The sequence below is a fragment of the Streptomyces sp. PL-29 genome (assembly GCF_058344425.1).
Map to the genome: position 1 here is coordinate 3,870,918 of NZ_CP136996.1, position 22,578 is coordinate 3,893,495.

Annotated in this window: 22 protein-coding genes and 1 pseudogene; 12 read left to right on the top strand and 11 right to left on the bottom strand. The window is 71.3% G+C overall.

The annotated features are described in order from the left end of the window. Positions 1 to 10 precede the first annotated feature (10 nt). Positions 11 to 505 (bottom strand): inorganic diphosphatase, encoded by a 495-nt coding sequence (locus tag R4Z63_RS17730; protein ID WP_030031597.1) that lies wholly within the window; start codon positions 503 to 505, stop codon positions 11 to 13. A 163-nt stretch (positions 506 to 668) separates the two neighbouring features. Here R4Z63_RS17730 and dacB point away from each other — a divergent pair, with 163 nt between their 5' ends. The 6 genes from dacB to folE all read left to right on the top strand — a co-directional run bounded on the left by dacB (position 669) and on the right by folE (position 8,253). After that, a complete protein-coding gene (gene dacB / locus R4Z63_RS17735; RefSeq protein ID WP_384447417.1) occupies positions 669 to 2,111 on the top strand; it encodes a D-alanyl-D-alanine carboxypeptidase/D-alanyl-D-alanine endopeptidase in 1,443 nt (480 codons plus the stop codon). 38 nt (positions 2,112 to 2,149) lie between these two features. After that, positions 2,150 to 3,313, top strand: coding sequence for a zinc-dependent metalloprotease (locus R4Z63_RS17740; protein WP_052030443.1), 1,164 nt, complete (start codon positions 2,150 to 2,152; stop codon positions 3,311 to 3,313). Positions 3,314 to 3,622: 309 nt separating this feature from the next. Next, the gene (gene tilS, locus R4Z63_RS17745) at positions 3,623 to 4,684 is read left to right on the top strand and encodes a tRNA lysidine(34) synthetase TilS (RefSeq protein ID WP_037921125.1); all 1,062 of its coding nucleotides are present in this window, start codon (positions 3,623 to 3,625) and stop codon (positions 4,682 to 4,684) included. A gap of 65 nt (positions 4,685 to 4,749) precedes the next feature. After that, positions 4,750 to 5,310, top strand: a complete 561-nt coding sequence (gene hpt, locus R4Z63_RS17750; RefSeq protein ID WP_030010907.1) for a hypoxanthine phosphoribosyltransferase — start codon at positions 4,750 to 4,752, stop codon at positions 5,308 to 5,310. A 204-nt stretch (positions 5,311 to 5,514) separates the two neighbouring features. Continuing rightward, a complete protein-coding gene (ftsH, locus tag R4Z63_RS17755; RefSeq protein WP_037921127.1) occupies positions 5,515 to 7,539 on the top strand; it encodes an ATP-dependent zinc metalloprotease FtsH in 2,025 nt (674 codons plus the stop codon). A gap of 105 nt (positions 7,540 to 7,644) precedes the next feature. Beyond that, positions 7,645 to 8,253: a GTP cyclohydrolase I FolE gene (folE, locus tag R4Z63_RS17760; RefSeq protein ID WP_037921130.1), complete on the top strand. Its 609-nt coding sequence runs from the start codon at positions 7,645 to 7,647 to the stop codon at positions 8,251 to 8,253. A gap of 159 nt (positions 8,254 to 8,412) precedes the next feature. Here folE and R4Z63_RS17765 read toward each other — a convergent pair whose 3' ends face one another. The 6 genes from R4Z63_RS17765 to R4Z63_RS17790 form a co-directional block, all read right to left on the bottom strand. Then, positions 8,413 to 8,901, bottom strand: coding sequence for a DUF3180 domain-containing protein (locus tag R4Z63_RS17765; RefSeq protein WP_037921133.1), 489 nt, complete (start codon positions 8,899 to 8,901; stop codon positions 8,413 to 8,415). Between the two features lie 48 nt (positions 8,902 to 8,949). Beyond that, positions 8,950 to 9,558 (bottom strand): 2-amino-4-hydroxy-6-hydroxymethyldihydropteridine diphosphokinase, encoded by a 609-nt coding sequence (gene folK, locus R4Z63_RS17770; protein WP_037921136.1) that lies wholly within the window; start codon positions 9,556 to 9,558, stop codon positions 8,950 to 8,952. Continuing rightward, positions 9,555 to 9,914, bottom strand: coding sequence for a dihydroneopterin aldolase (gene folB / locus R4Z63_RS17775; RefSeq protein ID WP_384447424.1), 360 nt, complete (start codon positions 9,912 to 9,914; stop codon positions 9,555 to 9,557). The genes folK and folB overlap by 4 nt, the downstream gene beginning before the upstream one ends. Positions 9,915 to 10,045: 131 nt before the next feature. Further along, a complete protein-coding gene (locus R4Z63_RS17780; protein WP_384447427.1) occupies positions 10,046 to 10,489 on the bottom strand; it encodes a nuclear transport factor 2 family protein in 444 nt (147 codons plus the stop codon). A gap of 25 nt (positions 10,490 to 10,514) precedes the next feature. Then, positions 10,515 to 11,387, bottom strand: a complete 873-nt coding sequence (folP, locus tag R4Z63_RS17785; RefSeq protein ID WP_037921142.1) for a dihydropteroate synthase — start codon at positions 11,385 to 11,387, stop codon at positions 10,515 to 10,517. Positions 11,388 to 11,562: 175 nt separating this feature from the next. Continuing rightward, positions 11,563 to 13,413, bottom strand: coding sequence for a phosphatidylglycerol lysyltransferase domain-containing protein (locus tag R4Z63_RS17790; protein WP_037921155.1), 1,851 nt, complete (start codon positions 13,411 to 13,413; stop codon positions 11,563 to 11,565). 152 nt (positions 13,414 to 13,565) lie between these two features. Here R4Z63_RS17790 and R4Z63_RS17795 point away from each other — a divergent pair, with 152 nt between their 5' ends. Beyond that, positions 13,566 to 14,675, top strand: coding sequence for an alpha/beta hydrolase (locus tag R4Z63_RS17795; protein WP_037921158.1), 1,110 nt, complete (start codon positions 13,566 to 13,568; stop codon positions 14,673 to 14,675). A gap of 70 nt (positions 14,676 to 14,745) precedes the next feature. Here R4Z63_RS17795 and R4Z63_RS17800 read toward each other — a convergent pair. After that, positions 14,746 to 15,710: pseudogene (locus R4Z63_RS17800) on the bottom strand (ABC transporter ATP-binding protein). A gap of 150 nt (positions 15,711 to 15,860) precedes the next feature. On the opposite strand from R4Z63_RS17800, the gene R4Z63_RS17805 reads away from it, so the two are divergent. From R4Z63_RS17805 to R4Z63_RS17820, 4 genes are all read left to right on the top strand, one after another. Next, entirely contained in the window at positions 15,861 to 16,559 is a 699-nt protein-coding gene (locus R4Z63_RS17805; protein WP_384447436.1) for an ABC transporter permease, read from the top strand. A 4-nt stretch (positions 16,560 to 16,563) separates the two neighbouring features. Beyond that, complete coding sequence (locus R4Z63_RS17810) at positions 16,564 to 17,232, top strand: ABC transporter permease (protein ID WP_037921166.1); 669 nt, start codon at positions 16,564 to 16,566, stop codon at positions 17,230 to 17,232. 32 nt (positions 17,233 to 17,264) lie between these two features. Then, complete coding sequence (locus R4Z63_RS17815; protein ID WP_384447439.1) at positions 17,265 to 18,245, top strand: ABC transporter substrate-binding protein; 981 nt, start codon at positions 17,265 to 17,267, stop codon at positions 18,243 to 18,245. Positions 18,246 to 18,342: 97 nt separating this feature from the next. Further along, a complete protein-coding gene (locus R4Z63_RS17820; protein ID WP_384447442.1) occupies positions 18,343 to 19,350 on the top strand; it encodes a hypothetical protein in 1,008 nt (335 codons plus the stop codon). Between the two features lie 25 nt (positions 19,351 to 19,375). On the opposite strand, the gene R4Z63_RS17825 is transcribed toward R4Z63_RS17820, so the two are convergent. Next, positions 19,376 to 19,969 carry a TetR/AcrR family transcriptional regulator gene (locus R4Z63_RS17825; RefSeq protein ID WP_384447445.1) on the bottom strand — a complete coding sequence of 198 codons (594 nt, stop codon included), beginning with the start codon at positions 19,967 to 19,969 and terminating at the stop codon, positions 19,376 to 19,378. Between the two features lie 113 nt (positions 19,970 to 20,082). On the opposite strand from R4Z63_RS17825, the gene R4Z63_RS17830 reads away from it, so the two are divergent. Beyond that, positions 20,083 to 20,949 (top strand): NAD(P)-dependent oxidoreductase, encoded by an 867-nt coding sequence (locus tag R4Z63_RS17830; protein ID WP_384447448.1) that lies wholly within the window; start codon positions 20,083 to 20,085, stop codon positions 20,947 to 20,949. Between the two features lie 39 nt (positions 20,950 to 20,988). Here R4Z63_RS17830 and R4Z63_RS17835 read toward each other — a convergent pair whose 3' ends face one another. After that, positions 20,989 to 21,198: a hypothetical protein gene (locus R4Z63_RS17835; RefSeq protein ID WP_037921587.1), complete on the bottom strand. Its 210-nt coding sequence runs from the start codon at positions 21,196 to 21,198 to the stop codon at positions 20,989 to 20,991. A gap of 159 nt (positions 21,199 to 21,357) precedes the next feature. Continuing rightward, complete coding sequence (locus R4Z63_RS17840) at positions 21,358 to 22,500, bottom strand: NADH-quinone oxidoreductase subunit D (RefSeq protein ID WP_384447452.1); 1,143 nt, start codon at positions 22,498 to 22,500, stop codon at positions 21,358 to 21,360. Between the last annotated feature and the right edge of the window lie 78 nt (positions 22,501 to 22,578).

Genomic DNA, 22,578 nt, shown 5'->3' on the forward strand with positions numbered 1-22,578 from the left:
GAGCCTGGGCTCAGTGGTGGCCGCCCTGCGCCTCCAGGCGCTTGTACGAGGCCTCGATCTCGGCCTCGGCCTCGGCGCGGCCGACCCAGTTCGCGCCCTCGACCGACTTGCCCGGCTCCAGGTCCTTGTAGACCTCGAAGAAGTGCTGGATCTCCAGGCGGTCGAACTCGGACACGTGGTGGATGTCGCGCAGGTGCTCGACGCGCGGGTCGGAGGCCGGCACGCAGAGCAGCTTGTCGTCGCCGCCCGCCTCGTCCGTCATGCGGAACATGCCGATGGCGCGGCACTTGATCAGGCAGCCCGGGAAGGTCGGCTCGTCGAGGATGACCAGCGCGTCCAGCGGGTCGCCGTCCTCACCGAGGGTGTTCTCGACGAAGCCGTAGTCGGCCGGGTAGCTGGTCGAGGTGAAGAGGCGACGGTCCAGACGGATCCGGCCGGTCTCGTGGTCCACCTCGTACTTGTTCCGCGAACCCTTGGGGATCTCGATGGTGACGTCGAACTCCACGTCCTGCTCCTCCATGATCAGCTTCATTGCTTCGAGACGGCATTGATTCAACTGCGTGCGCGTCCGGCCCGTCCCTCTCGGGTGGGGTGCCATGCTCGCGGCAAGACGCAGTGGTTAAGTGTCCCTCACGCATATGTGTGATCGCGAAAGGGGCTGGTCCGAGATGCCATTGGTCAAGACGTGGCAGCTCACCGCGGGTGCGGCCGTCGCCGGCCTCGCCCTGTCGGTGGCAGCCGTGACCGCCGCCGGTCCGTGGGACTCCGGCCAGCGTAAGGCCGAGCGGGACGCGGCTGCCTCCTGGAGCCGCACGGGTGGTGCAGATCACGGTGGCGCGGCCGGCGCCGAGCGCCTTCCGCAGGCCGCGCCCAGTGCCCCCGGGGTCCTGGCCGCCGTCGGGCCCGGCGTTCCGCAGGGGCAGGCCGCCGCGGCCGCACCGGCCGGCACACTGGCCGCCAGGCTGGGCCCGCTGCTGGCCGATCCGGCCCTCGGCACCGTCCGTACCGCCTCCGTCGTGGACACCGCCACCGGACAGGTGCTCTACGAGTCCGGGGCGCGGACCGCGATGACGCCCGCCTCCACCGTCAAGATCGCCACCGCGGCCGCCGTCCTGGCCGCGCTCGGGCCCGAGCACCGGATCAGGACCACCGTCGTGCCCGGCGCCGCCCCCGGCCAGATCGTCCTCGTCGGCGGCGGCGACCCCTCCCTCACCGCGAAGCGGAAGAACCCCGCCGGTGCCGGCGGCAGCCTCGTCGTCCTCGCCGCCGACGCCGCGCAGGCGCTCAAGGCCGCCGGCACCGACACCGTGACCCTCGGGTACGACGACAGCCTCTACAGCGGCCCCGTCCGGCACCCGATCGGCGTCAACCCCAACATCGCCCCGGTGACCGCACTGGCGGCCGACGAGGGCCGCCCCGACGACTCCGTCTCCGGGCCCGTGGACCGCACCGACGACCCGGCCGGTGCCGCCGCCCGCGCCTTCGGCGCCCTGCTGGCGGAGCGCGGCATCACGGTCACCGGGGAACCCGCCCGGGCCAGGCCGGCCGCCGGTGCCCAGCCGCTGGCCGTCACCCGGTCCGCCCCGGTGGCCGGCCTCGTCGAGCGGATGCTGACCAACAGCGACAACGACATCGCCGAGGCCCTCGCCCGGCAGACCGCCCTCGCCTCCGGCCGGCCCGCCAGCTTCGAGGGGGCCGAGAAGGCCGTCACCGAACGGCTCGCCGGCCTCGGCATCGACACGAGCGGCTCCCGCTTCGCCGACGGCAGCGGACTGAGCCGCGCCGACAAGGTCAGCGCAAGCCTGCTGACCGGCCTGCTCACCAAGGCCGCCGACCCGCAGCGCCCCGAGCTGCGGCCCGTCCTCACCGGGCTGCCCGTCGCCGGATTCACCGGGACCCTGCGCGCCCGCAACGCGGGCACCTCCCCGGCGGCCGGCCTGGTCCGCGCCAAGACCGGCACCCTCACCGGAGTGAACTCCCTGTCCGGCACCGTGGTCGACCCCGCCGGCAGGCTCCTCGCCTTCGCCTTCCTCACGGCGAACAGCCCCGGCCCCCAGGGTGCCGAGAAGGGCCTCGACAAGCTGGCCGCAGCTGTCGCGGGCGCTCCGTAAGGGGTCCGCCGGACGCCTCCCCCACGTACGGTTGACGCATGACGAGCATCAGTGGTGCGGAGATGGTCGACTGGAACCTCGCGGTCGCGACCGCGACCCGGCTGGTACGTCCCGGCCCGGAGGTCACCCGGGACGAGGCACGGGCCGTCGTCGCCGAGCTGCGCGGGCACGCCAGGACCTCGGAACGGCACGTACGCGAGTTCACCCGGATGATCCCGGACGGCGCCGCCGTCCCCGACACCCCCGTCCTGGTCGTCGACCGGGCCGGCTGGGTCAAGGCCAACGTCGCCGGATTCCGGGAGCTGCTCATGCCGCTCCTCGGCAAGATGCAGGACCGCCGCGCGGCCGCCCCCGGCGGAGCCGTGCTCGGGGCCGTCGGCGGCAAGGTCACCGGCGTCGAGCTGGGCATGCTGCTCAGCTTCCTGGCCTCTCGGGTCCTGGGGCAGTACGAGACCTTCGCGCCCGTCTCCCGCGACCTGCCGGCCTCCGCGGCGGGCGGCCGGCTGCTGCTCGTCGCCCCGAACATCGTGCACGTCGAGCGCGAGCTGGAGGTGGCCCCGCACGACTTCCGTCTCTGGGTCTGCCTGCACGAGGAGACGCACCGTACCCAGTTCACGGCCGTCCCGTGGCTGCGGGCCCACCTCGAAGGCGAGATCCAGACGTTTCTCGGCGCCACCGACGTGGACCCGATGACCGTCCTCGAACGCATCCGGGAGGCCGCCCAGTCCTTCGCCGGCGCCCGCCCCGACGCCGAGCGCGGAGACGAGGGCCGCTCCCTCGTCGAGCTCGTGCAGACCCCCGAGCAGCGCGAGATCCTCGGCCGCCTCACCGCCGTCATGTCCCTGCTGGAGGGCCACGCCGACTTCGTCATGGACGGCGTCGGCCCCCAGGTGGTGCCCTCGGTCGCCGAGATCCGGGAGAAGTTCCAGCAGCGCCGCGCCAGCGGAGCGGGTCGGCTCGACGCCGCCCTGCGCAAGCTGCTCGGCCTCGACGCCAAGCTGCGCCAGTACCGCGACGGCGAGCGCTTCGTGCGTGCCGTCGTCGGCCAGGTGGGCATGGACGGCTTCAACCGGGTCTGGACCTCACCGAACACGCTGCCCACCAAGGCGGAGATCGACCGGCCCGCGGACTGGGTGGCCCGGGTCCACGGCAAGGGGGGCGAGACGGGAGGGGAGACCGGCGGGGAGGACCGGGAGGGCTGACACCCGGGCGCATGGGCCCGCCGCGCGCCGGCGGGCCCGTGCCGCACGGTCCCGGCGCTTCTCCCACGTTCACCCGCGCCACACGTGACGGAGAGGCCTAAACATGTCTCACTGGGGGAAGCAGCATCACCCGTCCGAGGGACCGTGAGCCGTAGAAGGGCGTGCGATGCTCGGGGAACGGCTCGGTTCTGTCACCATCGACGCACTCTGAGTGACATCCTCTCCGTTCTGCGGGGGTAGTCGGGCAAGCGCCCCCGCACACCAACCGAAGCCTCCGAGGCATCCCAACTCCATCGAAGGGCACCGGACATGGGTCCCCATCCTGCGGTCGCGGCGATACGCCTGGCGGTCCGCCGCGTACTCCACGACGTCCTCACCGACCTCACCGACCTCCCCCGGACTCCGTCCGGAGGCATCCCCCGTGCCGACCGTCGCACCGGCTCGGGCACCCCGCCACTCGTGCTCGTCGCCTGCTCCGGCGGCGCCGACTCCATGGCCCTCGCCTCGGCCCTCGCCTTCGAGGCCCCCAAACTCGGTATCCGGGCCGGCGGCATCACCGTCGACCACGGACTGCAGGCCGGCTCCGACCAGCGGGCCGCCGAAGTCGTCGCCCGCATGACCTCCCTCGGCCTGGACCCGGTGGAGTCCGTCGCCGTGCGCGTCGGCCGCGGCGCAGGCCCCGAGGCCGCCGCCCGCGACGCCCGCTACGGCGCCCTGGACGAGGCCGCCGACCGCCTCGGTGCCGCCGCGGTGCTGCTCGGCCACACTCGGGACGATCAAGCGGAAACCGTCCTGCTGGGACTCGCCCGCGGATCCGGCATCCGCTCGCTCTCCGGCATGGCCGAAGTCTCCGGCGGTCCCGGACGCAGCCACCGCTACCGCCGCCCCTTCCTCCAGGTCGACCGGCAGACCGCCCGCAAGGCGTGCATGGTGCAGTCCCTGGCCGTCTGGGACGACCCGCACAACATGGACCCCGCCTACACCCGCTCCCGCCTGCGCCACGAGGGACTGCCCGCCTTGGAGAAGGCGCTCGGCAAGGGTGTCGTGGAGGCCCTCGCCCGTACCGCCCAGCTCTCCCGCGACGACGCCGACGCGCTCGACGCCTGGGCCGCCGAGGCGGACCGCGGCGTACGCGACGAGGACGGCCGCCTGGAGTGCGCCAAGCTGTACGCCCTCCCCCCGGCCGTCCGCCGCCGGGTGCTGCGCAGGGCCGTCGTCGCCGCCGGCTCCCCCGCGGGCTCCCTCTTCGCGCGCCACATCGAGGAAGTCGACCGCCTCATCACCGGATGGCGCGGTCAGGGTGCCATCAACCTGCCCGGCCGGGTGGAGGCCCAGCGCCAGGGTGGCAGACTTGTCATCCGGCAGGGCTGATTGGTGCTGAAACACGGCTGAGTCCTCCGGGGGCCACCCCGGAGCCCCGGCCGACAACGAAAGTGATGCGGGTGGACGAGAAGGACATGGGCAACGACCTCCAGTCGGTGCTCATCACCAAGGAAGAGATCGACGCGAAGCTGGCCGAGCTGGCCGCGAAGATCGACGCGGAGTACGCGGGCAAGGACCTGCTCATCGTCGGCGTGCTCAAGGGCGCCGTCATGGTGATGGCGGACCTGGCGCGCGCCTTGTCCACCCCGCTCACCATGGACTGGATGGCGGTGTCCTCGTACGGCGCCGGAACCCAGTCCTCCGGCGTGGTGCGGATCCTCAAGGACCTGGACACCGACATCAAGGACAAGCACGTCCTGATCGTCGAGGACATCATCGACTCCGGGCTGACGCTGTCCTGGCTGCTGTCGAACCTGGGCTCCCGCCAGCCGGCCTCTCTGGAGGTCGTCACGCTGCTGCGCAAGCCCGAGGCCGCGAAGGTCGCGATCGACGTGAAGTGGGTCGGCTTCGACATCCCCAACGAGTTCGTCGTGGGCTACGGCCTCGACTACGCGGAGAAGTACCGCAACCTGCCGTTCGTCGGCACCCTCGCCCCGCACGTCTACGGCGGCTGACCCCGACCGGCCCCCTGGGAACCACCGGCCCGGCCGGGGAACCCGGGGGCGGTTCCCGCCGTTGGAGCAGGGGAAGGCGGGTCTGTCACCCGTCCCACGGGCCGCGGGTGACAATTCAGGGGTACATTCCGAAGAACAGTCTTTACTCACACAGCAGCATTTACCTACGGGCAGGAGGGACGGGGCGCCTGGCGCCCCGTATGGATGGACGTGAAGCGATACTTCCGTGGGCCGGTCATGTGGATCGTGCTGGCCGTCCTCGCCGTGGTCGTGTTGATGAATGTCGTCGGCTCCGGCGGCGGCTACAAGTCGGTGGACACCAGCGAGGTCATCAAGGCGATCAACACTGGCCAGGTGGAGACAGCCAAGCTGACCACCGGCGACAGCCAGATGATCAAGATTGAGCTCAAGCAAGGCGAGAAGCTCGGCAAGCACGACGGCACCAAGTTCCAGGCCAACTACATCGGGGATCAGGGCGTCCAGCTCGCCCAGACCCTCCAGACCAAGTACGACGCCGGTCAGATCCCGGACGGCTACTCCGTCACCCCGGACAAGACCAGCCCGTTCCTGAGCGTGCTGCTCTCGCTCCTGCCCTTCGTCCTCATCGTCGTTGTCTTCCTGTTCCTGATGAACCAGATGCAGGGCGGCGGCTCCCGAGTCATGAACTTCGGGAAGTCCAAGGCCAAGCTGATCACCAAGGACACCCCGAAGACCACGTTCGCCGACGTCGCGGGCTCGGACGAGGCCGTCGAGGAACTCCACGAGATCAAGGAGTTCCTCCAGGAGCCGGCGAAGTTCCAGGCCGTCGGCGCCAAGATCCCCAAGGGCGTGCTCCTCTACGGCCCGCCCGGCACCGGCAAGACCCTGCTCGCGCGCGCCGTCGCGGGCGAGGCGGGTGTTCCCTTCTACTCGATCTCCGGTTCCGACTTCGTCGAGATGTTCGTCGGCGTCGGTGCCTCGCGTGTCCGCGACCTGTTCGAGCAGGCCAAGGCCAACGCCCCGGCGATCGTCTTCGTCGACGAGATCGACGCCGTCGGCCGGCACCGCGGTGCGGGCCTCGGCGGCGGCCACGACGAGCGCGAGCAGACCCTCAACCAGCTGCTCGTCGAGATGGACGGCTTCGACGTGAAGGGCGGCGTCATCCTGATCGCCGCCACGAACCGGCCCGACATCCTGGACCCGGCGCTCCTGCGCCCGGGCCGCTTCGACCGGCAGATCGCGGTCGACCGTCCCGACATGCAGGGCCGTCTGGAGATCCTCAAGGTCCACCAGAAGGGCAAGCCGGTCGCCCCGGACGTGGACCTGGGCGCCGTCGCCCGCCGCACCCCGGGCTTCACCGGTGCCGATCTCTCCAACGTCCTCAACGAGGCCGCGCTCCTCACGGCCCGCTCGGACAAGAAGCTGATCGACAACCACGTCCTGGACGAGGCGATCGACCGTGTCGTGGCGGGCCCGCAGAAGCGGACCCGGATCATGTCGGACCGCGAGAAGAAGATCACCGCGTACCACGAGGGCGGACACGCCCTGGTCGCGGCGGCCTCGCCGAACTCCGACCCGGTCCACAAGATCACGATCCTGTCCCGCGGCCGGGCCCTGGGCTACACCATGGTCCTGCCCGACGAGGACAAGTACTCGACCACGCGCAACGAGATGCTCGACCAGCTGGCGTACATGCTGGGCGGGCGCGCGGCCGAGGAGCTGGTCTTCCACGACCCGACCACGGGCGCGGCGAACGACATCGAGAAGGCCACGGCCACGGCGCGGGCCATGGTCACGCAGTACGGCATGACCGAGCGCCTCGGCGCGATCAAGTTCGGCGGCGACAACACCGAGCCGTTCCTGGGCCGCGAGATGTCGCACCCGCGGGACTACTCGGAAGAGGTCGCGGCGCTGGTCGACGAAGAGGTCAAGAAGCTCATCGAGACCGCGCACAACGAGGCCTGGGAGATCCTCGTCGAGAACCGCGACGTCCTCGACAACCTGGTCCTCGCGCTGCTGGAGAAGGAGACGCTGGGCAAGGAGGAGATCGCCGAGATCTTCTCGACCATCGTCAAGCGTCCGGCCCGCCCCGCGTGGACCGGATCCTCCCGCCGCACCCCCTCCACCCGTCCGCCGGTGCTCTCCCCCAAGGAGCTGCAGCTGACGAACGCGGCGAACGGCACGTCCGCCGTCACGCCGGTCTCCACGGAGAAGGGCATCGAGGTGGCTCCGGAGGACCTCCCGGAGTAGCCGGAGGGTCGATCCACCCGGAATGGAAGCCGCGCCCCCCAGGCTCTAGCCTGGGGGGCGCGGCACATGAGTACGACCGCGTGTGCGGACAGGAACGAGGATGAGATGACCGACCCAGTGACCCTGACCGGTGGCGAGGGCAGGATCGGCGAGTTCGACGAGAAGCGCGCGGAGGCTGCGGTCCGTGAACTCCTGATCGCGGTCGGCGAGGACCCGGACCGCGAGGGCCTCCTGGAGACGCCGGCGCGCGTGGCGCGTGCCTACCGGGAGATCCTCGCCGGCATGTGGCAGGAGCCGGAGGACGTACTGACGACGGTGTTCGACCTGGGGCATGACGAGATGGTCCTGGTGAAGGACATCGAGATCGTTTCCCTGTGTGAGCACCATCTGCTGCCGTTCCACGGAGTCGCGCACGTCGGCTACATCCCGTCGGAGAACGGCAAGATCACGGGCCTGTCGAAGCTCGCCCGCCTTGTGGAGGTCTACGCCCGACGACCGCAGGTCCAGGAGCGCCTCACGACGCAGATAGCGGACTCCCTCATGGAGATCCTTGATGCGCGCGGGGCCATCGTGGTGATCGAGGCGGAGCACATGTGCATGTCGGTCCGCGGCATCCGCAAGCCGGGCGCCAAGACCACCACGTCCGCAGTTCGGGGCCAGCTCCGTACCACGGCCACCCGGGCCGAGGCGATGAGCCTCATCATGGCTCGCTAGCGGCACTGTCAGCGCTGTCCGCTACGGTCCCCCTCCGAGACTTCAGTTCGCGGAGGGGGACCGATGCTGTGGGCTTCCGGCGCGCACCCCATCCTGACGTCCTGGTGAACGGGCACCTGGTCCGCGCCCCGTGGGAGGCCTGACGGCGAACGGGACGCCCTACGCCCGGGCGGGGGTCTCCGGGGCGGGGTCCTCGTCCTCGGGGAGCTTCAGGACGCGCTCCAGGAAGAGCGCGGCGGCGATGACCGCGATGCCTGCCAGGACGGAGAATCCGGCGTACCAGGCCTGGTCGCGGCGGGCGGGGACATCGAGGGAGTCGGTCAGCAGGAAGACCCCCACACCGCCGTACATGCCCGCCACCAGCGCGGCCACCAGCGCGCTGGCCTGTCCGAAGACCACCGCGCGGGCCGCCATGAGCGGCTCCACGCCCTTCGCGCCCGGGCGGCGCTCCCGCTGGGCCTTGAGCCGGGCCTTCAGGGACAGTGCGGTGGCCAGCAGCACCACGGCAATGGCCCCCAGGACGATCGGGGCGGCCAGCGGAACGCCCGGCAGGGTGCCGTACGCGTTCCACAGCCGGGCACCGGCCCAGGACAGGACCCCGGCGACCACGAAGATGCCCGCCAGGACCCCCGGCCTCAGTTGCTTCACTTGCCCGTCCCCACTTTCAGCGAGTAGCCGTGAACAGGCTACTAACGACTACTCGGGGAGGTGGAGTTCCAGGTCGGGGCGCGGCGTGACGCCGCTCAGGCCGATTCCGGCCAGGAGGCCGGCGACCGGGCCCCGGCCCGGGAGCTGGGCCTCCGGGTCGATGTCGTGCCAGGGGGCCAGCACGAAGGCGCGCTGGTGGGCACGGGGGTGCGGGAGGGTGAGGACCGGGTCGTCACAGACGCGGTCGGCGTACGCCACGATGTCGACGTCGATCGTGCGCGGGCCCCAGCGCTCCTCGCGGACGCGGTCGAAGGCCTCCTCGATGGCCTGCCCGCGCTCCAGCAGCGAGGACGGGGGCAGGGTGGTCTTCACCGCGATGACCGCATTGAGGTACGAGGGCTGCGAGCCGGCCTCGACGCCCCACGGCTCGGTCTCGTAGACGGGGGAGACGGCCTTGACCCGCAGGCCGGGGGTGTCGCCGAGGGCGTCGATGGCGCCCTGGAGGGTCTCCAGGCGGTTGCCGAGGTTCGCGCCGAGCGCGATGACGGCCCATTTGGGGTTGGACAGGGTCACGTCCGCCGCGTCGACCGCCTCGACGACGGAGGCGGGTACCGGCTGGACGGTGGGGTCGCTCTGAGCGTTCAGTCCGTTGTTCATGCGCGGCTCCGGGTGATCGTGATGGTCACGTCGTCGAACGGGACGGTGATGGGAGCGTCCGGCTTGTGGACGACGACCTCCACCTGCGCCACCGCTTCGTGCTTCAGACACTGCTGGGCGATCCGCTCGGCCAGGGTCTCGATCAGGTCGACGGGCTCGCCCTGGACGACGTCGACGACCTCCTCGGCGACCACCCCGTAGTGCACGGTCTTCGCCAGGTCGTCCCCGGCCGCCGCCGGGCGGGTGTCGAGGTGCAGCACGAGGTCGACGATGAAGGTCTGGCCCTCCTCGCGCTCCCGGGGGAAGACGCCGTGGTGCCCGCGAGCCTTGAGGCCGCGCAGCGCGACACAATCCACGCGAATCACTCCTGCTTTCGTAAGTGCTTCCGGTCCCGGTGCTCCCCGGGGCCATGGGCCTGCGCCGAGTGCGGTCGGCGTCGTCCGACTTCGAATTTACCTGCGAAACAGTCCGGCCCCCGCCGTAGGGGTCAGGAGGAGGGGTCCTCGTCGTCCTCGTCGGACTCCGTGAGGACGGGAGAACCGTGGTGGGACCACAGGCGCCAGCCCCCCGATGTGCGTCGGAACACATTCGTGGCGACGACCAGCTGGCCGACGAGCGGGCCGAGCTCTCCGCCGTCCTCGGCGGGTCCGCCGCTGAGGATGTTCTCGGTGCACGTCACCAGTGCCGTGTCACCTATGACGGCCACCTTGGTGTCGGTGAGGAAGAACTGGATGTACTCGGTGTGGGACATGATCAGCGCGTACGAGCGCAGTACCTCGCCCCGGCCGGAGAGCACCGGCCAGCCGGGATGCACGCAGGAGATCTCGTCCTCCAGCCAGAGTGCCGACAGAGCGTCGAAGTCCCCCCGCTCCATTGCCTCGTAGAAGGCCGTGTTGACCTCTTCGACCGCTTCGATGTCGGTTCTGCTCACTGTTCTCCTTGTCGGTCGATGAGGGTCAGAGTGCCCCTTCCACGGCGCGGGCCACCCGAACCGCGTCCGCGGTCGCCCGTACCTCGTGGACCCGTACGGCCCAGGCACCCTGGTGCGCGGCGATCGCGGAGACGGCGGCCGTGGCGGCGTCCCGTTCGCGGGCCGGCGGCGGGGCGGCGTCCGTGCCGCCGGCCAGGACCCGGCCGAGGAAGCGCTTCCGCGAGGCGGCGACCAGCAGCGGGAAGCCGAGGGCGCGCAGGTCGGCCATGTGCGCGACCAGGGCCAGGTCGTGGTCGGCGTTCTTGGCGAAGCCAAGGCCGGGGTCGACGAGGAGCCGCTCGGGGGCGATGCCGCCGGCGACGACCGCGTCGATCCGGGCCCGGAGTTCGGCGGTGACCTCGGCGATCACGTCGTCGTAGACGGCGAGGCTGTTCATGTCGGCGCTGAAGCCGCGCCAGTGCATGACCACGAAGGGGACCTCGGCGGCGGCGACGGCCGGGATCATGCCGGGGTCGGCGAGGCCGCCGCTGACGTCGTTGACCAGGGCGGCTCCGGCGTCGACGGCCCGGGCGGCGACGGTCGCCCGCATGGTGTCGACGGAGACGGTGACGCCCTCGGAGGCCAGGCCGCGCACCACCGGGACGACACGCCGCAGCTCCTCCTCCTCGTCGACGCGGGAGGCGCCGGGACGGGTGGACTCGCCGCCGACGTCCACGAGGTCGGCGCCCTGGGCCACCAGGTCGAGCCCGCGCTTGACGGCGGCGGTGGTGTCGAACCAGCGACCGCCGTCGGAGAAGGAGTCGGGGGTCACGTTGACGACGCCCATGACCGCGCAGCGGTCCCATTCGGGCAGTCCTGCGACCCGGCCCCGGTCGATGGCTCCGCGCTTGGTGTTCATGGGTCAAGGGTAGGGCTGACCTGGATATGACAGCCCCTGACGTGTTCCGGCGGGCGGGGACGGAGGGGCCCCGGGGCTCCGCCGGGGTGCGCCGAAGGCCCGGTCGGTCGCCGGCCGGGCCTTCGGGGATGTCGCGGGTGCGGGTGCGGTGCGGGTGTACGGGTACGGGTGGCTGCTAGGCGGCCTGGACCTCGCGTTCGGCCTGCTTCGGGACGGACGCCACCAGGTTGTGCGTACAGGTGCGGACCGGCTTGGGACGGCGGCGGGCGGCGAAGAGGCGGGGCAGGGCCAGCGTCACGAAGCCCTCGGCCTGCATGGCGGCGAAGCCGATGCGGGGCAGGTCGCGGGTGGCGCGGAAGACCACGAAGCGCGGCTCCCAGCGGGGGCGGAACTTTGCGTTGAACTTGTACAGCGACTCGATCTGGAACCAGCGCGAGAGGAAGACCAGCAGGCTGCGCCACATGCGCAGGACCGGGCCGGCGCCGATCTTCTCGCCGCGGGCCAGTGCCGAGCGGAACATCGCGAAGTTCAGCGAGACCCGCTCGATGCCGAGGGCCGGGGCTGCTTCCAGGGAGGCGACGATCAGCAGTTCGTTCATGCCCGGGTCGGCGCCGCGGTCGCGGCGCATCAGCTCCAGGGACATGCCGTCCTTGCCCCACGGCACGAAGTGCTGGATGGCCTTCAGATCGCCGAAGGGGCTGGTGTCGCCCTCCTCCACGCGGTGTGCGGTGGCGATGAAGCAGTCGCCGTCGCCCGGGTCGCCGACGCGGCCGAGCGCCATCGAGAAGCCGCGCTCGGTGTCGGTGCCGCGCCAGGCCTCGGCCGCGCCGCGGACCTGCTCCAGCTCCGCGTCGGTCAGTTCGCTGACCCGGCGGACCTTGGTGGTGTAGCCGTTGCGCTCGATGCGCTTCACCATCTGGCGGACATTGCGCATGGCGCGGCCCGAGAGGGAGAAGTCTTTGACATCGACAATCGCCTCGTCACCCAGCTCCAGGGCGTCGAGTCCGGTCTCGCGGGTCCACACCTCGCCGCCGGTCTCGCTGCAGCCCATGACCGCCGGGGTCCAGGAGTGGGCCTTGGCCTCCTCCATGAACCGCTCGATCGCGCCGGGCCACGCCTCCACGTCGCCGATCGGGTCGCCGGAGGCGAGCATCACGCCGGAGACGACGCGGTAGGTGACGGCGGCCTTGCCGCTGGGGGAGAAGACGACGGCCTTGTCACGGCGGAGGGCGAAGTGGCCGAGGGAGTCCCGTCCGCCGTGCCTGGCGAGCAGCTCGCGCAGCCTGCCCTCGTCGTCGGCGGTGAGCCGGGCGGCCGGGTGCTCGGGGCGCAGGGCCAGGTAGATGGTGGTGAGGGCGGTCAGCATGCCGAGTGCGCCGAGGGAGTAGCCGACGGTCCAGGACACCCGGCCGGCGTAGTCGACGGGGCCCTCGAAGCCGAAGAGGCCGTAGACGACGTGGGTGATCTGCTCGTACAGGCTCGGGGTGCCGACGACCTTGCCCGGGTGGACGTTGACGATGACCAGGCCCAGGCCGATGGAGCCGGCGCTCATCAGGACGAAGTTCGCCAGTGCCTTCCAGCGGCTGCGCGGGTCCGGCAGCGCCTTGAACTCGCCCTGGTGGCGCAGCAGCAGCGCGAGGAGCACCGCCGCGATGACCACACCGATGATCGAGTGGCGGTAGATGAACTGCGCGGCCGCGCCCGCGGGCAGCAGGACGACGGCGGCCCGCCAGGCGCGCCGCTTGTGCCGCTTGAGGCCGTGGGCGAGCAGCAGGAGCAGTACGCCCGCGCTGATGGACAGGGCGGCGGCGAACGGTCCGAGGGAGCCGGGCAGCACCTCGGTGACCGCGTGGATCCGGCTGTGCCGGAAGCGCGGGAAGACGCCCGCCGCGATGTCCAGAAGGCCGACGATCATGACGGCCGTACCTACCAGGCCGGGCACCGACTCCGGCTGTGGGCCCCTGAGGATTCGGCGGACCCTGCTCGGAACCTGTCCCGACTTATCGCCATCTATCCTGCTAGACATCGCTTCCCGTTGCTCCGCGAGAGATCATGTGGCCGAAGGCCGCGACAGCCTCCGGTGTGTGGTGCGTCCCCTAGGACGGCATCGACGGACAGCGGGTTCACTCTTCCGCCGGAAATTTCCAGTCCTGCCATCAGAAAGTCGACTGACTGCTCATGGGTCTCACCAGTAATACGGTCCTGGCGCTGGCCGTCCTCGCCGGTGTGCTGCTGTTCGCGGCCACCATCTGGTTCTGGCCGAAGCTCTCGGGCCGCAGCTGGCGTACGGTCGCCGGCCGTGTCGGGCTCCTGCTGGCGACCCAGCTGGCGCTGTTCTCCGCGGTGGGGCTCGCGGCCAACAAGTCCTTCCTGTTCTACGGTTCCTGGGCGGACCTGTTCGGCCGGGAGACGTCGATGGGCAAGGTCGTCGACCACTCCATGAGCAGCAAGGACATCAAGGTCGTCGACAAGCAGAAGCTGGACGTCCCCGGTGGCGCCAAGCCCCAGGTCGGCGGTCAGATCCTGAAGGTCGCCATATCGGGGCAGAAGTCGAAGATAACGAGCCCCGGCTACGTCTGGCTCCCGCCGGAGTACTTCCAGCCGCAGCACAAGGACGAGAACTTTCCGGCGTCCGTCGTCCTGACGGGCTACCCGGGCACCGCCGAGAACCTGATCAAAGGGCTCGACTACCCGATGAAGGCCTTCAGCCTCTCCAAGTCGGGCAAGATGAAGCCGATGATCCTGGTCATGCTGCGCCCGACGGTGGCGCCGCCACGGGACACCGAGTGCGTCGACGTCCCCGGAGGCCCGCAGACGGAGACCTTCTTCGGGGTGGACCTTCCGCAGGCCATCCAGGACACCTTCCGGGTCGGGCGGAAGCCCGAGAACATGGGCTTCATCGGCAACTCCACCGGCGGTTACTGCGCTCTGAAGATCGCCGCGCACTACCCGCAGACCTACGGTGCCGCGGCGGGGCTGTCCGCGTACTACGACGCTCCCGACGACCCGACGACCGGTGACCTCTTCCACGGCGACGAGAAGCTGAAGAAGCGCGCGGACATCCTGCACGTGATGGAGAACAAGAAGCCGGCCGGTACGTCCTTCCTCGTCACCAGCAGTGAGAAGGGTGAGCCGAACCTGGCGGACACCCGGAAGTTCATCAAGAAGGTGCAGGGCCCGGACCGGGTCTCGTCCATCATCCTCGACAGCGGCGGCCACAACTTCAACACCTGGCGCCGGGAGATCCCGCCGATGCTGATGTGGATGAGCGGCCGCATCCAGGCCTGACGGCCGTGCGGTGCGACCGCGTGAAGAGGGGCCCGACCGGGAGGTCGGGCCCCTCTGCCGTGCCGCCTCCTCACGCCTGCTGCAACTCGGCCCGGCGCAGGGCCCGGTGGACGCCTTCCGGGGTCAGTACGCCGGCCAGCTCGCCGGTGTCGGGGTCCGTCACGCCGATCCGGCCCGAGTCCTCCTGCAGCAGGGCGGCGAGCGCCTCGCGCAGCGTCGCGCCGAGCTCCACCGACACCCCGGGCGCCGGTCCCCCCGGCCGGTGCGAGGTCGCCGGTCCCGAGCGTGGTGACGGCGAGCCGCTTGAGCCCCCCGGTCGGCGCCGACGAAGGAGGCCACGTACGGGGTGGCCGGGGCTCCGAGGACCGCCGCCGGGCGGTCGAACTGCTCGATGGTGCCGGTCCCGTAGACCGCGATCCGGTCGCCGAGCCGGATGGCCTCCTCCAGGTCGTGCGTGACCAGCAGGATCGTCTTGCGCACGGTCTTCTGGAGGGTCAGGAACTCGTTCTGCAGCCGCTCGCGCACCACCGGGTCCACGGCGCCGAAGGGTTCGTCCATCAGCAGCACCGGCGGGTCGGCGGCGAGCGCGCGGGCCACGCCGACGCGCTGGCGCTGCCCGCCGGAGAGCTGTTGCGGGTACCGGCTCCCGTACACCGACGGGTCCAGTCCGACCAGTTCCAGCAGCTCGGCGGCCCTGGCGCGGGCGGCGGCCCTGGGGGTGCCGGTCAGCTGCGGCACGGTCGCGGTGTTCTCCAGCACGGTCTTGTGCGGGAAGAGCCCGACCTGCTGGATGACGTAGCCGATGCGGCGGCGCAGTTCGACCGGGTCGGCGGCGGCGATGTCCTCGCCCCCCAGCAGGATCCGGCCGGAGGTCGGCTCGATGAGCCGGTTGACCATCTTCATCGTGGTCGTCTTGCCGCAGCCGGACGGTCCGACCAGCGTGACCAGCTCTCCTTCCGCCACCTCGAAGGACAGGTCCTCGACGGCCGTCGTCCCGTCGGGGTAGCGCTTGGTCACATGCTCGAATCGGATCACGGATCCATCTTTCCTCACGCGCGCCGTCCGCAGGTGAAGGTCATGGCGTCCTCGTGCGAAGGATTCCGGCCATCTGCCGCGATGGGGGTTAGGGTCGTCCAAGGCAGTGGGATCGATCGTGTGTACGTGTGAGGGCGGGGGGTGAGGCGCGTGGCGGGGCAGAACTGCCTGGTGGCGAACGACTGGATCTGCTGGGACTACGTCACCTCGCGCTCGCGGGAACTCACCGACGCCACCGTCGAGCACGTGTGGATTACCGGGGTGTCCGTCCTGATCGGCCTGGTCGTGGCCGTGCCGCTCGCCCTGCTGGCCCGCCGCGGTCGGCGCTGGTCGGCGCCCGTGCTCACCTTCACCACCCTGCTCTACACGATCCCCTCGCTGGCCATGTTCTCCCTGCTGCTGCCCGTGTTCGGGCTGTCGGCGGCGCTGGTGGTGACCGGGCTGGTGCTGTACTCGCTGACCATCCTGGTCCGCAATGCGCTGGCCGGCCTGGAGGCCGTTCCCGAGGAGGTCCGGGAGGCCGCGCGCGGCATGGGATACGGCCCCGGACGGTTGCTGTGGCAGGTGGAACTGCCGCTGGCGCTGCCCGCGCTGCTGGCCGGCGTGCGGATCGCGACGGTCTCGACGATCGCGCTCACCACGGTCGGCTCCATCGTCGGCAAGGGCGGCCTCGGCAACCTCATCGCGCCCGCGGTGAGCAGTTCGTTCAAGGCGCAGGTCCTCACCGCGTCGGTGCTGTGCGTGCTGCTGGCGCTCGTCGCGGACCTGCTGCTGCTCGGCCTGCAGCGGCTGCTGACGCCCTGGACCCGGGCGGGCGGCAGGCCGGCCGCCCGCGGGAAGGGCGCGTGAGGGCATGGGTGCGGTGACGGGGGCCTGGGACTGGCTCACGAGCGGTGCCAACTGGGCCGGGGAGGACGGCGTCTGGCACCGGCTCGGCGAGCACGTCTACGTCAGTGGGCTCGCCCTGGCGATCGCCTGCGCGATCGCGCTGCCGGTCGGCCTGTACCTCGGCCACCTGGGCCGGGGCGGCACGCTCGCGGTCAACGTCTCCAACGTCGGGCGGGCGGTGCCGGTCTTCGCGGTGCTGGCGCTCTTCATGGTCTCCCCGCTGCGCAACGCGGGCTACCTGCCGACGGTGGCCGCGCTCGTGCTGTTCGCCGTCCCGCCCCTGCTGACCAATGCGTACGTCGGCATGCGGGAGGTGGACCGCTCGGTGGTGGAGGCCGCCCGCGGGATGGGCATGTCCGGCGGTCAGCTCTTCTGGCGGGTGGAACTCCCGCTCGCGCGCGGCCTGGTGATGACCGGGCTGCGGTCGGGTTCGGTCCAGGTCATCGCCACGGCCACGATCGCCGCCATGGTCGGGCAGGGCGGTCTCGGCCGGATCATCACCGCCGGGTTCAACACCTACAACACCCCGCAGGTCGTCGCCGGGGCCCTGCTCGTGGCCGCCCTGGCCCTGCTGGTGGAGGGCGTGCTGGTGGCGGCGGAACGGCTGCTGCCCCACGTCGGCGCCCACCGCTGATTCCCCTTACCCACTCCGAACGGAGCAATTCCATGACCAAGACCTCGCGCGTCCTCGGGGCGTCCCTGGGCGTCCTGGCCCTGACGGTGTCGCTGGCCGCCTGCGGGGGCGACAGCCTGGAGAAGAGCAAGGACGGCGGCTCCTCCGCCGCCCCCGCCGGGGGCGGCCGGGGCAGCCTGGTGATCGGCGCGGCCGGGTTCACCGAGTCGAACGTGCTGGCGGAGCTGTATGCGCAGGTCCTGGCGGACGCCGGCTACAGCACGTCCGTCAAGACGGTCAACAACCGCGAGCTGTACGAACCGTCCCTGGAGAAGGGCGAGATCGACGTCGTCCCGGAGTACGCGGCCACGCTCGCGGAGTTCCTGAACGCCAAGGTGAACGGGCCGAAGGCGCCCGAAGAGACTCCGGTCGCGTCGAGTGACGTCGCGGCGACGGTGGCGGGCCTGGAGAAGCTCGCGGCGCCGCTCGGGCTGAAGGTGCTGCCCGCCGGTCCGGCGGTCGATCAGAACGCATTCGCGGTGACCAGGGAATTCGCCGAGAAGAACAACCTCAAGTCCCTTTCCGATCTTGGTAAGTCGGGATTGAAGGTGAAGATCGCGGCGGGTGACGAATGCTCCGTCCGTCCCTTCTGCGGGCCCGGGCTGACGAAGACATACGGAATTCAAGTTTCCGGTATTGACCCGAAGGGCGTCGGCACCCCGCAGGCCAAGCAGGCCGTCAAGGACGGCGTCGACCAGCTCGTCCTCACCACGACCACGGACGCCACCCTCGACAGCTTCGGCCTGGTCCTGCTGGAGGACGACAAGAAGCTCCAGAACGCGGACAACGTGCTGCCGGTGGTCAACGCCAAGGACGCCGGAGCCCCCGAGGTCGCGGCCGCGCTCGACGCACTGACCAAGGCGCTCACGACCGCCGATCTGATCGAGCTGAACCGGAAGGTGGACGCGGAACGCGCCAAGCCCGCCGACGTCGCGAAGGCCTACCTGGAGTCGAAGGGCCTCGTGAAGAAGTAGTGCCAACTGGTTGATGGAGAAATGTGGGGTAACTACCCGGGAACAGATTGCCGGGTGGGTACCCCACACGACCTCTACGCCCTGTAAATTTCAGGCCATGCCCCGTGGACGCCACCGCAATCCCGAACCCCTGCACCGGCTGCTCACGCCGACGGCCGTCGCCGGTGTGTCCGTCGCCAGCGCCGGCGCCGCCTGGCTGCTGGCCGGCCCCGTCGACGCCACCACGCTGAGGCTGCTCGCGACCCTCGCCGCGGCCGCCGGGATCGCCGGCGCCGTCGTGATGCGAGCCTGGGACCGGGCGGCGGGCCGCCGGGTCGCGGAGCTCGCCCGCGAGCGGGTCAAGGACGAGTGGCGCACGGACGAGCGGATAGCCGAGCTGGAGTCCGACCTCGAAGAGGCCCGGATGCTGCGGGCCCGGCTCGACGCCAAGCTGCGGGCCAAGCGCGTCGAACTCGCCGGCCTGCGGGGCGAGCACGCGGCCCTGCTGCGCCGGTACGCGACGGCCGAGACGGAGCGCGCCAGCGCCCTGGAGAAGGGCCGGCTGCTGGAGATCGAGGCGTCCTCGCCCACGGCCCCGGCCGACCAGAAGCAGCTTCCGGCCGTCTCCGAGGAGCGCACCTCCGCGGGCGCGCCCACCTCCGTCGGCTATGCCCGGGCCCACGCGGCCATGGTGGCGCTGGCCCGCAAGGCCCAGGAGCGGGCGCTGCCCACGGCGCGGGCCGCGCGTGAACTGCCCACGGCCCCGCCGCCGGCGGCCACCGCCGCCACCTCGGTACCGGCCCGCCGTCCCGCGGCCGCAGTGGCCCCCTACGCGGCCCAGCGGCGTACCGCCTCCCGGGTCGAGGGCGGCTTCGACTTCTTCGGGACCAAGAACGCGGCGCAGGCCCGTGCGGCGATCGAGGCGGTCCAGAGCGAGGACCTGGCCGACGTGGTGGGAGCCGAGGCGCTGGCCGTGCACAAGGCGGAGTCCGCCGATGAGTCGGCCGGACCGGAGTTCAAGCCGCCGACCGACGAGACCCGCTCGGTGGGCCAGGTCATCGACCTGACGGCCCACGACGAGACCGAGCCGATCGACGTGGTCCGGCTGCGCACCGCCATCTCCTGAGGGGTTGACCCCCTCTCCTCCCCGGTCAGGGCCCGTACGAGGCCACCAGCCGGGCCAGGTGCCGGCCCGCCACCAGGAGCGGGGTCCGGCTGCGGGTGACCTGTGCGGTCATCTCCGCGCCCTCCAGGGTGTTGATCACGGTGATCGCCAGATCGCGCGCCTCTTCCTCCGGGTAGCCGGACGCCAGGAGCTTCGCGGCGACCAGGTCCTGCCAGTCGGCGAAGGCCCGCGCGCAGGCCGCCTGTAGATCGGGGAGCCGGCCGACGGTCTCCAGGGCGGTGGCCGTCACCGGGCAGCCGTCGCGCCAGTCGGACGCCTCCAGGGCCTCCGCGAGCAGGCCGGTGACCGCCTCGACCGCTTCGGCCGGGTCCGGGCGGGCGGCGAGCCCCGCGCGCAGGAGCCCGGCGAACTCCTCGTTGCCGAAGTGGATCGCGGCCACCGCGAGCTCCTGCTTGCCGCCGGGGAAGAAGTGGTACAGCGAGCCCAGGGTGGCCTTCGCCTCGCGGACGAGCTGTTTGACCGGGGTGTTCTCGTACCCGCCGTGCTGCATGAGGCGGGAGGCGGTGCGGACCAGCCGCTCGCGCGTTCCCGGCTCTGTCGTCGTCCCTGTCGCTGCCATGGCCGGATCCTACCCGGGAAAGTGGATAGAGCGTTCGTTCTAGCTCATGCTACGGTCGTTCCGAGCGCTAGATAGAGCGTTCGTTCTAGTTTCTTCTTCCGGGGGAGAGCTCCGTGGAAAACACCAAGGTCACCGTCGTCGGTCTGGGTCCCATGGGCCGGGCCATGGCCGCCGCCTACCTCGACGCCGGCTACGAGGTCACCGTGTGGAACCGCAGTGCCGGCAAGGACGCCGACCTCGTCGCCCGCGGCGCGCGCAGCGCTGCGGACATCTCCGAGGCCGTCACCGCGAGCCCGCTGGTGGTGCTCAGCCTGATCGACGTGGAGGCGATGTACGCCGCGTTGGGCGACACCGACCTCGCCGGCCGCGTCATCGCCAACCTTTCCTCCGATCTCCCGGACAAGGCCCGTGCGGCTGCGCGATGGGCCGGGGAGCGCGGGGCCGCCTACCTCACCGGCGGGGTCAACGTGCCGCCCACCGGCATCGGCCGGGAAGGGTCCTCGATCTTCATCAGCGGCCCCCGCGAGGTCTACGACGAGCACCGCGCCGCGCTCGACCTGCTCGCCGCCACCGACTACCGCGGCGCCGACCCCGGCTACGCGCAGCTCTACTACCAGCTCAACATGATCCTCTTCTGGACCGCCTACACGGGCTGGTACCAGGCGGTCGCGGTGGCCCGCGCCAACGGCCTGACGGCGTCGGACATCCTGCCGTACGCGGGCTACACCGCCGACACCATGCGCGGCTTCTACACCGAGAGCGCCGCGCTCGTGGACGCCGATGACCACCGCGGCGAGGACCAGCGCCTGACGATGTGCGCGGCCAGCGTCGAGCACATCCTGCACACCGCGGCCGACTCGGGCGTGGACACCGCCATCCTGGCCGCGCACGCGGAGCTGTACCGCCGCGGGGTCGACGCGGGCTTCGGGGCCGAGAGCAGCTCGCGGCTGATCGGCCTGCTGGCCGCGACGGAGGGCTGAGGTGGGGCGCACGGCGGCCGTTCCGGGCCGGCCGTCGCCTCAGAACAGCGGGAGCTGCCCCGGCACTTCGGGCAGCACGAAGCCGTCCAGCGTCGGTGCGGAGGCGCCGAGCACCACCTGGGCCCGGGATCCGGGGCAGGACACCAGCTCGCCGCGGGCGCCGGGCGGGTCGTGGCGGGCGATGCGGCCCGCGGTGACGGCGCAGTCGCGGCCGCAGGCGGGGCAGGACCGGCGGGGGGAGTGGGACATGCCGCCCAGTGTGCCCTGCCGCACCGACATCGGTGCCGCGCCGCCCGGTCCCGCGCCGCCCGGTCCCGCGCCGCCCGGGCCCGCAGGCCCCGGGCGGCCGGGCCGGGCGCGGAGGGGGCGGCTCTCGCCCCCCCCGGGCGGCCGCGCTGCGGGCCTCGGCTACTTGTCGATGTCGCCGACCACGAAGAACAGCGAGCCCAGGATCGACACCATGTCCGCGACCAGTTGTCCCGGCAGCAGCACGGCCAGGGCCTGGATGTTGTTGTAGGAGGCGCTGCGCAGCTTCAGCCGGTAGGGGGTCTTCTCGCCCTTCGAGACCAGGTAGTAGCCGTTGATGCCCAGCGGGTTCTCGGTCCAGGCGTAGGTGTGCCCCTCGGGCGCCTTCAGGACCTTGGGCAGGCGCTGGTTGACCGGACCCGGCGGGAGGGCGTCCATCCGGTCCAGGCAGGCCACGGCGAGGTCGAGGGAGTTGTGGGTCTGCTCCAGCAGGCACTCGAAGCGGGCCAGGCAGTCGCCCTCGGTGCGGGTGACCACCTTCAGGACGTCCTGGAGGTCACCGTAGGCCAGGTACGGCTCGTCGCGGCGCAGGTCGAAGTCGACGCCGGAGGCGCGGGCGATCGGTCCGGAGACGCCGTACGCGTGCACCGCCTCGGCGGACAGCACCCCGACGCCGCGGGTACGACCGCGGAAGATCTCGTTCCCGCGGACCAGCTTGTCGTAGACGTCCATCCGGGTGCGGACGTCGGCGATCGCGGCGCGGGCCCGGCCGAGCCAGCCCGCGGGGAGGTCCTCCTTGAGGCCGCCCACGCGGTTGAACATGTAGTGCATGCGGCCGCCGGAGATCTCCTCCATGACGGCTTGGAGCTCCTCGCGCTCGCGGAACGCGTGGAAGATCGGGGTGATCCCGCCCAGTTCGAGCGGGTAGGAGCCGAGGAACATCAGGTGGTTCAGGACCCGGTTCAGCTCGGCCAGCAGGGTCCGCATCCACACGGCCCGCTCGGGGACCTCCATGCCGAGCATCCGCTCGACCGCCATGACCACGCCGAGCTCGTTGGAGAAGGCGGACAGCCAGTCGTGGCGGTTCGCGAGCATGACGATCTGCCGGTAGTCACGGGCCTCGAAGAGCTTCTCGGCGCCGCGGTGCATATAGCCGACCACCGGCTCGGCGCTGGCGATCCGCTCGCCGTCCAGGACGAGGCGCAGGCGCAGCACGCCGTGCGTGGAAGGGTGCTGGGGGCCGATGTTGAGCACCATGTCGGTGCTCTCCGCCGCTCCGCCGATGCCGACCGTGGTCTCCGTCATGCGGGCATTGTCTCAGCCGCGGGTGGTGGCGTGGTGACCAGGCCGGGCACGGTGGGCCCTGCCTGGCCGTCACGCCGT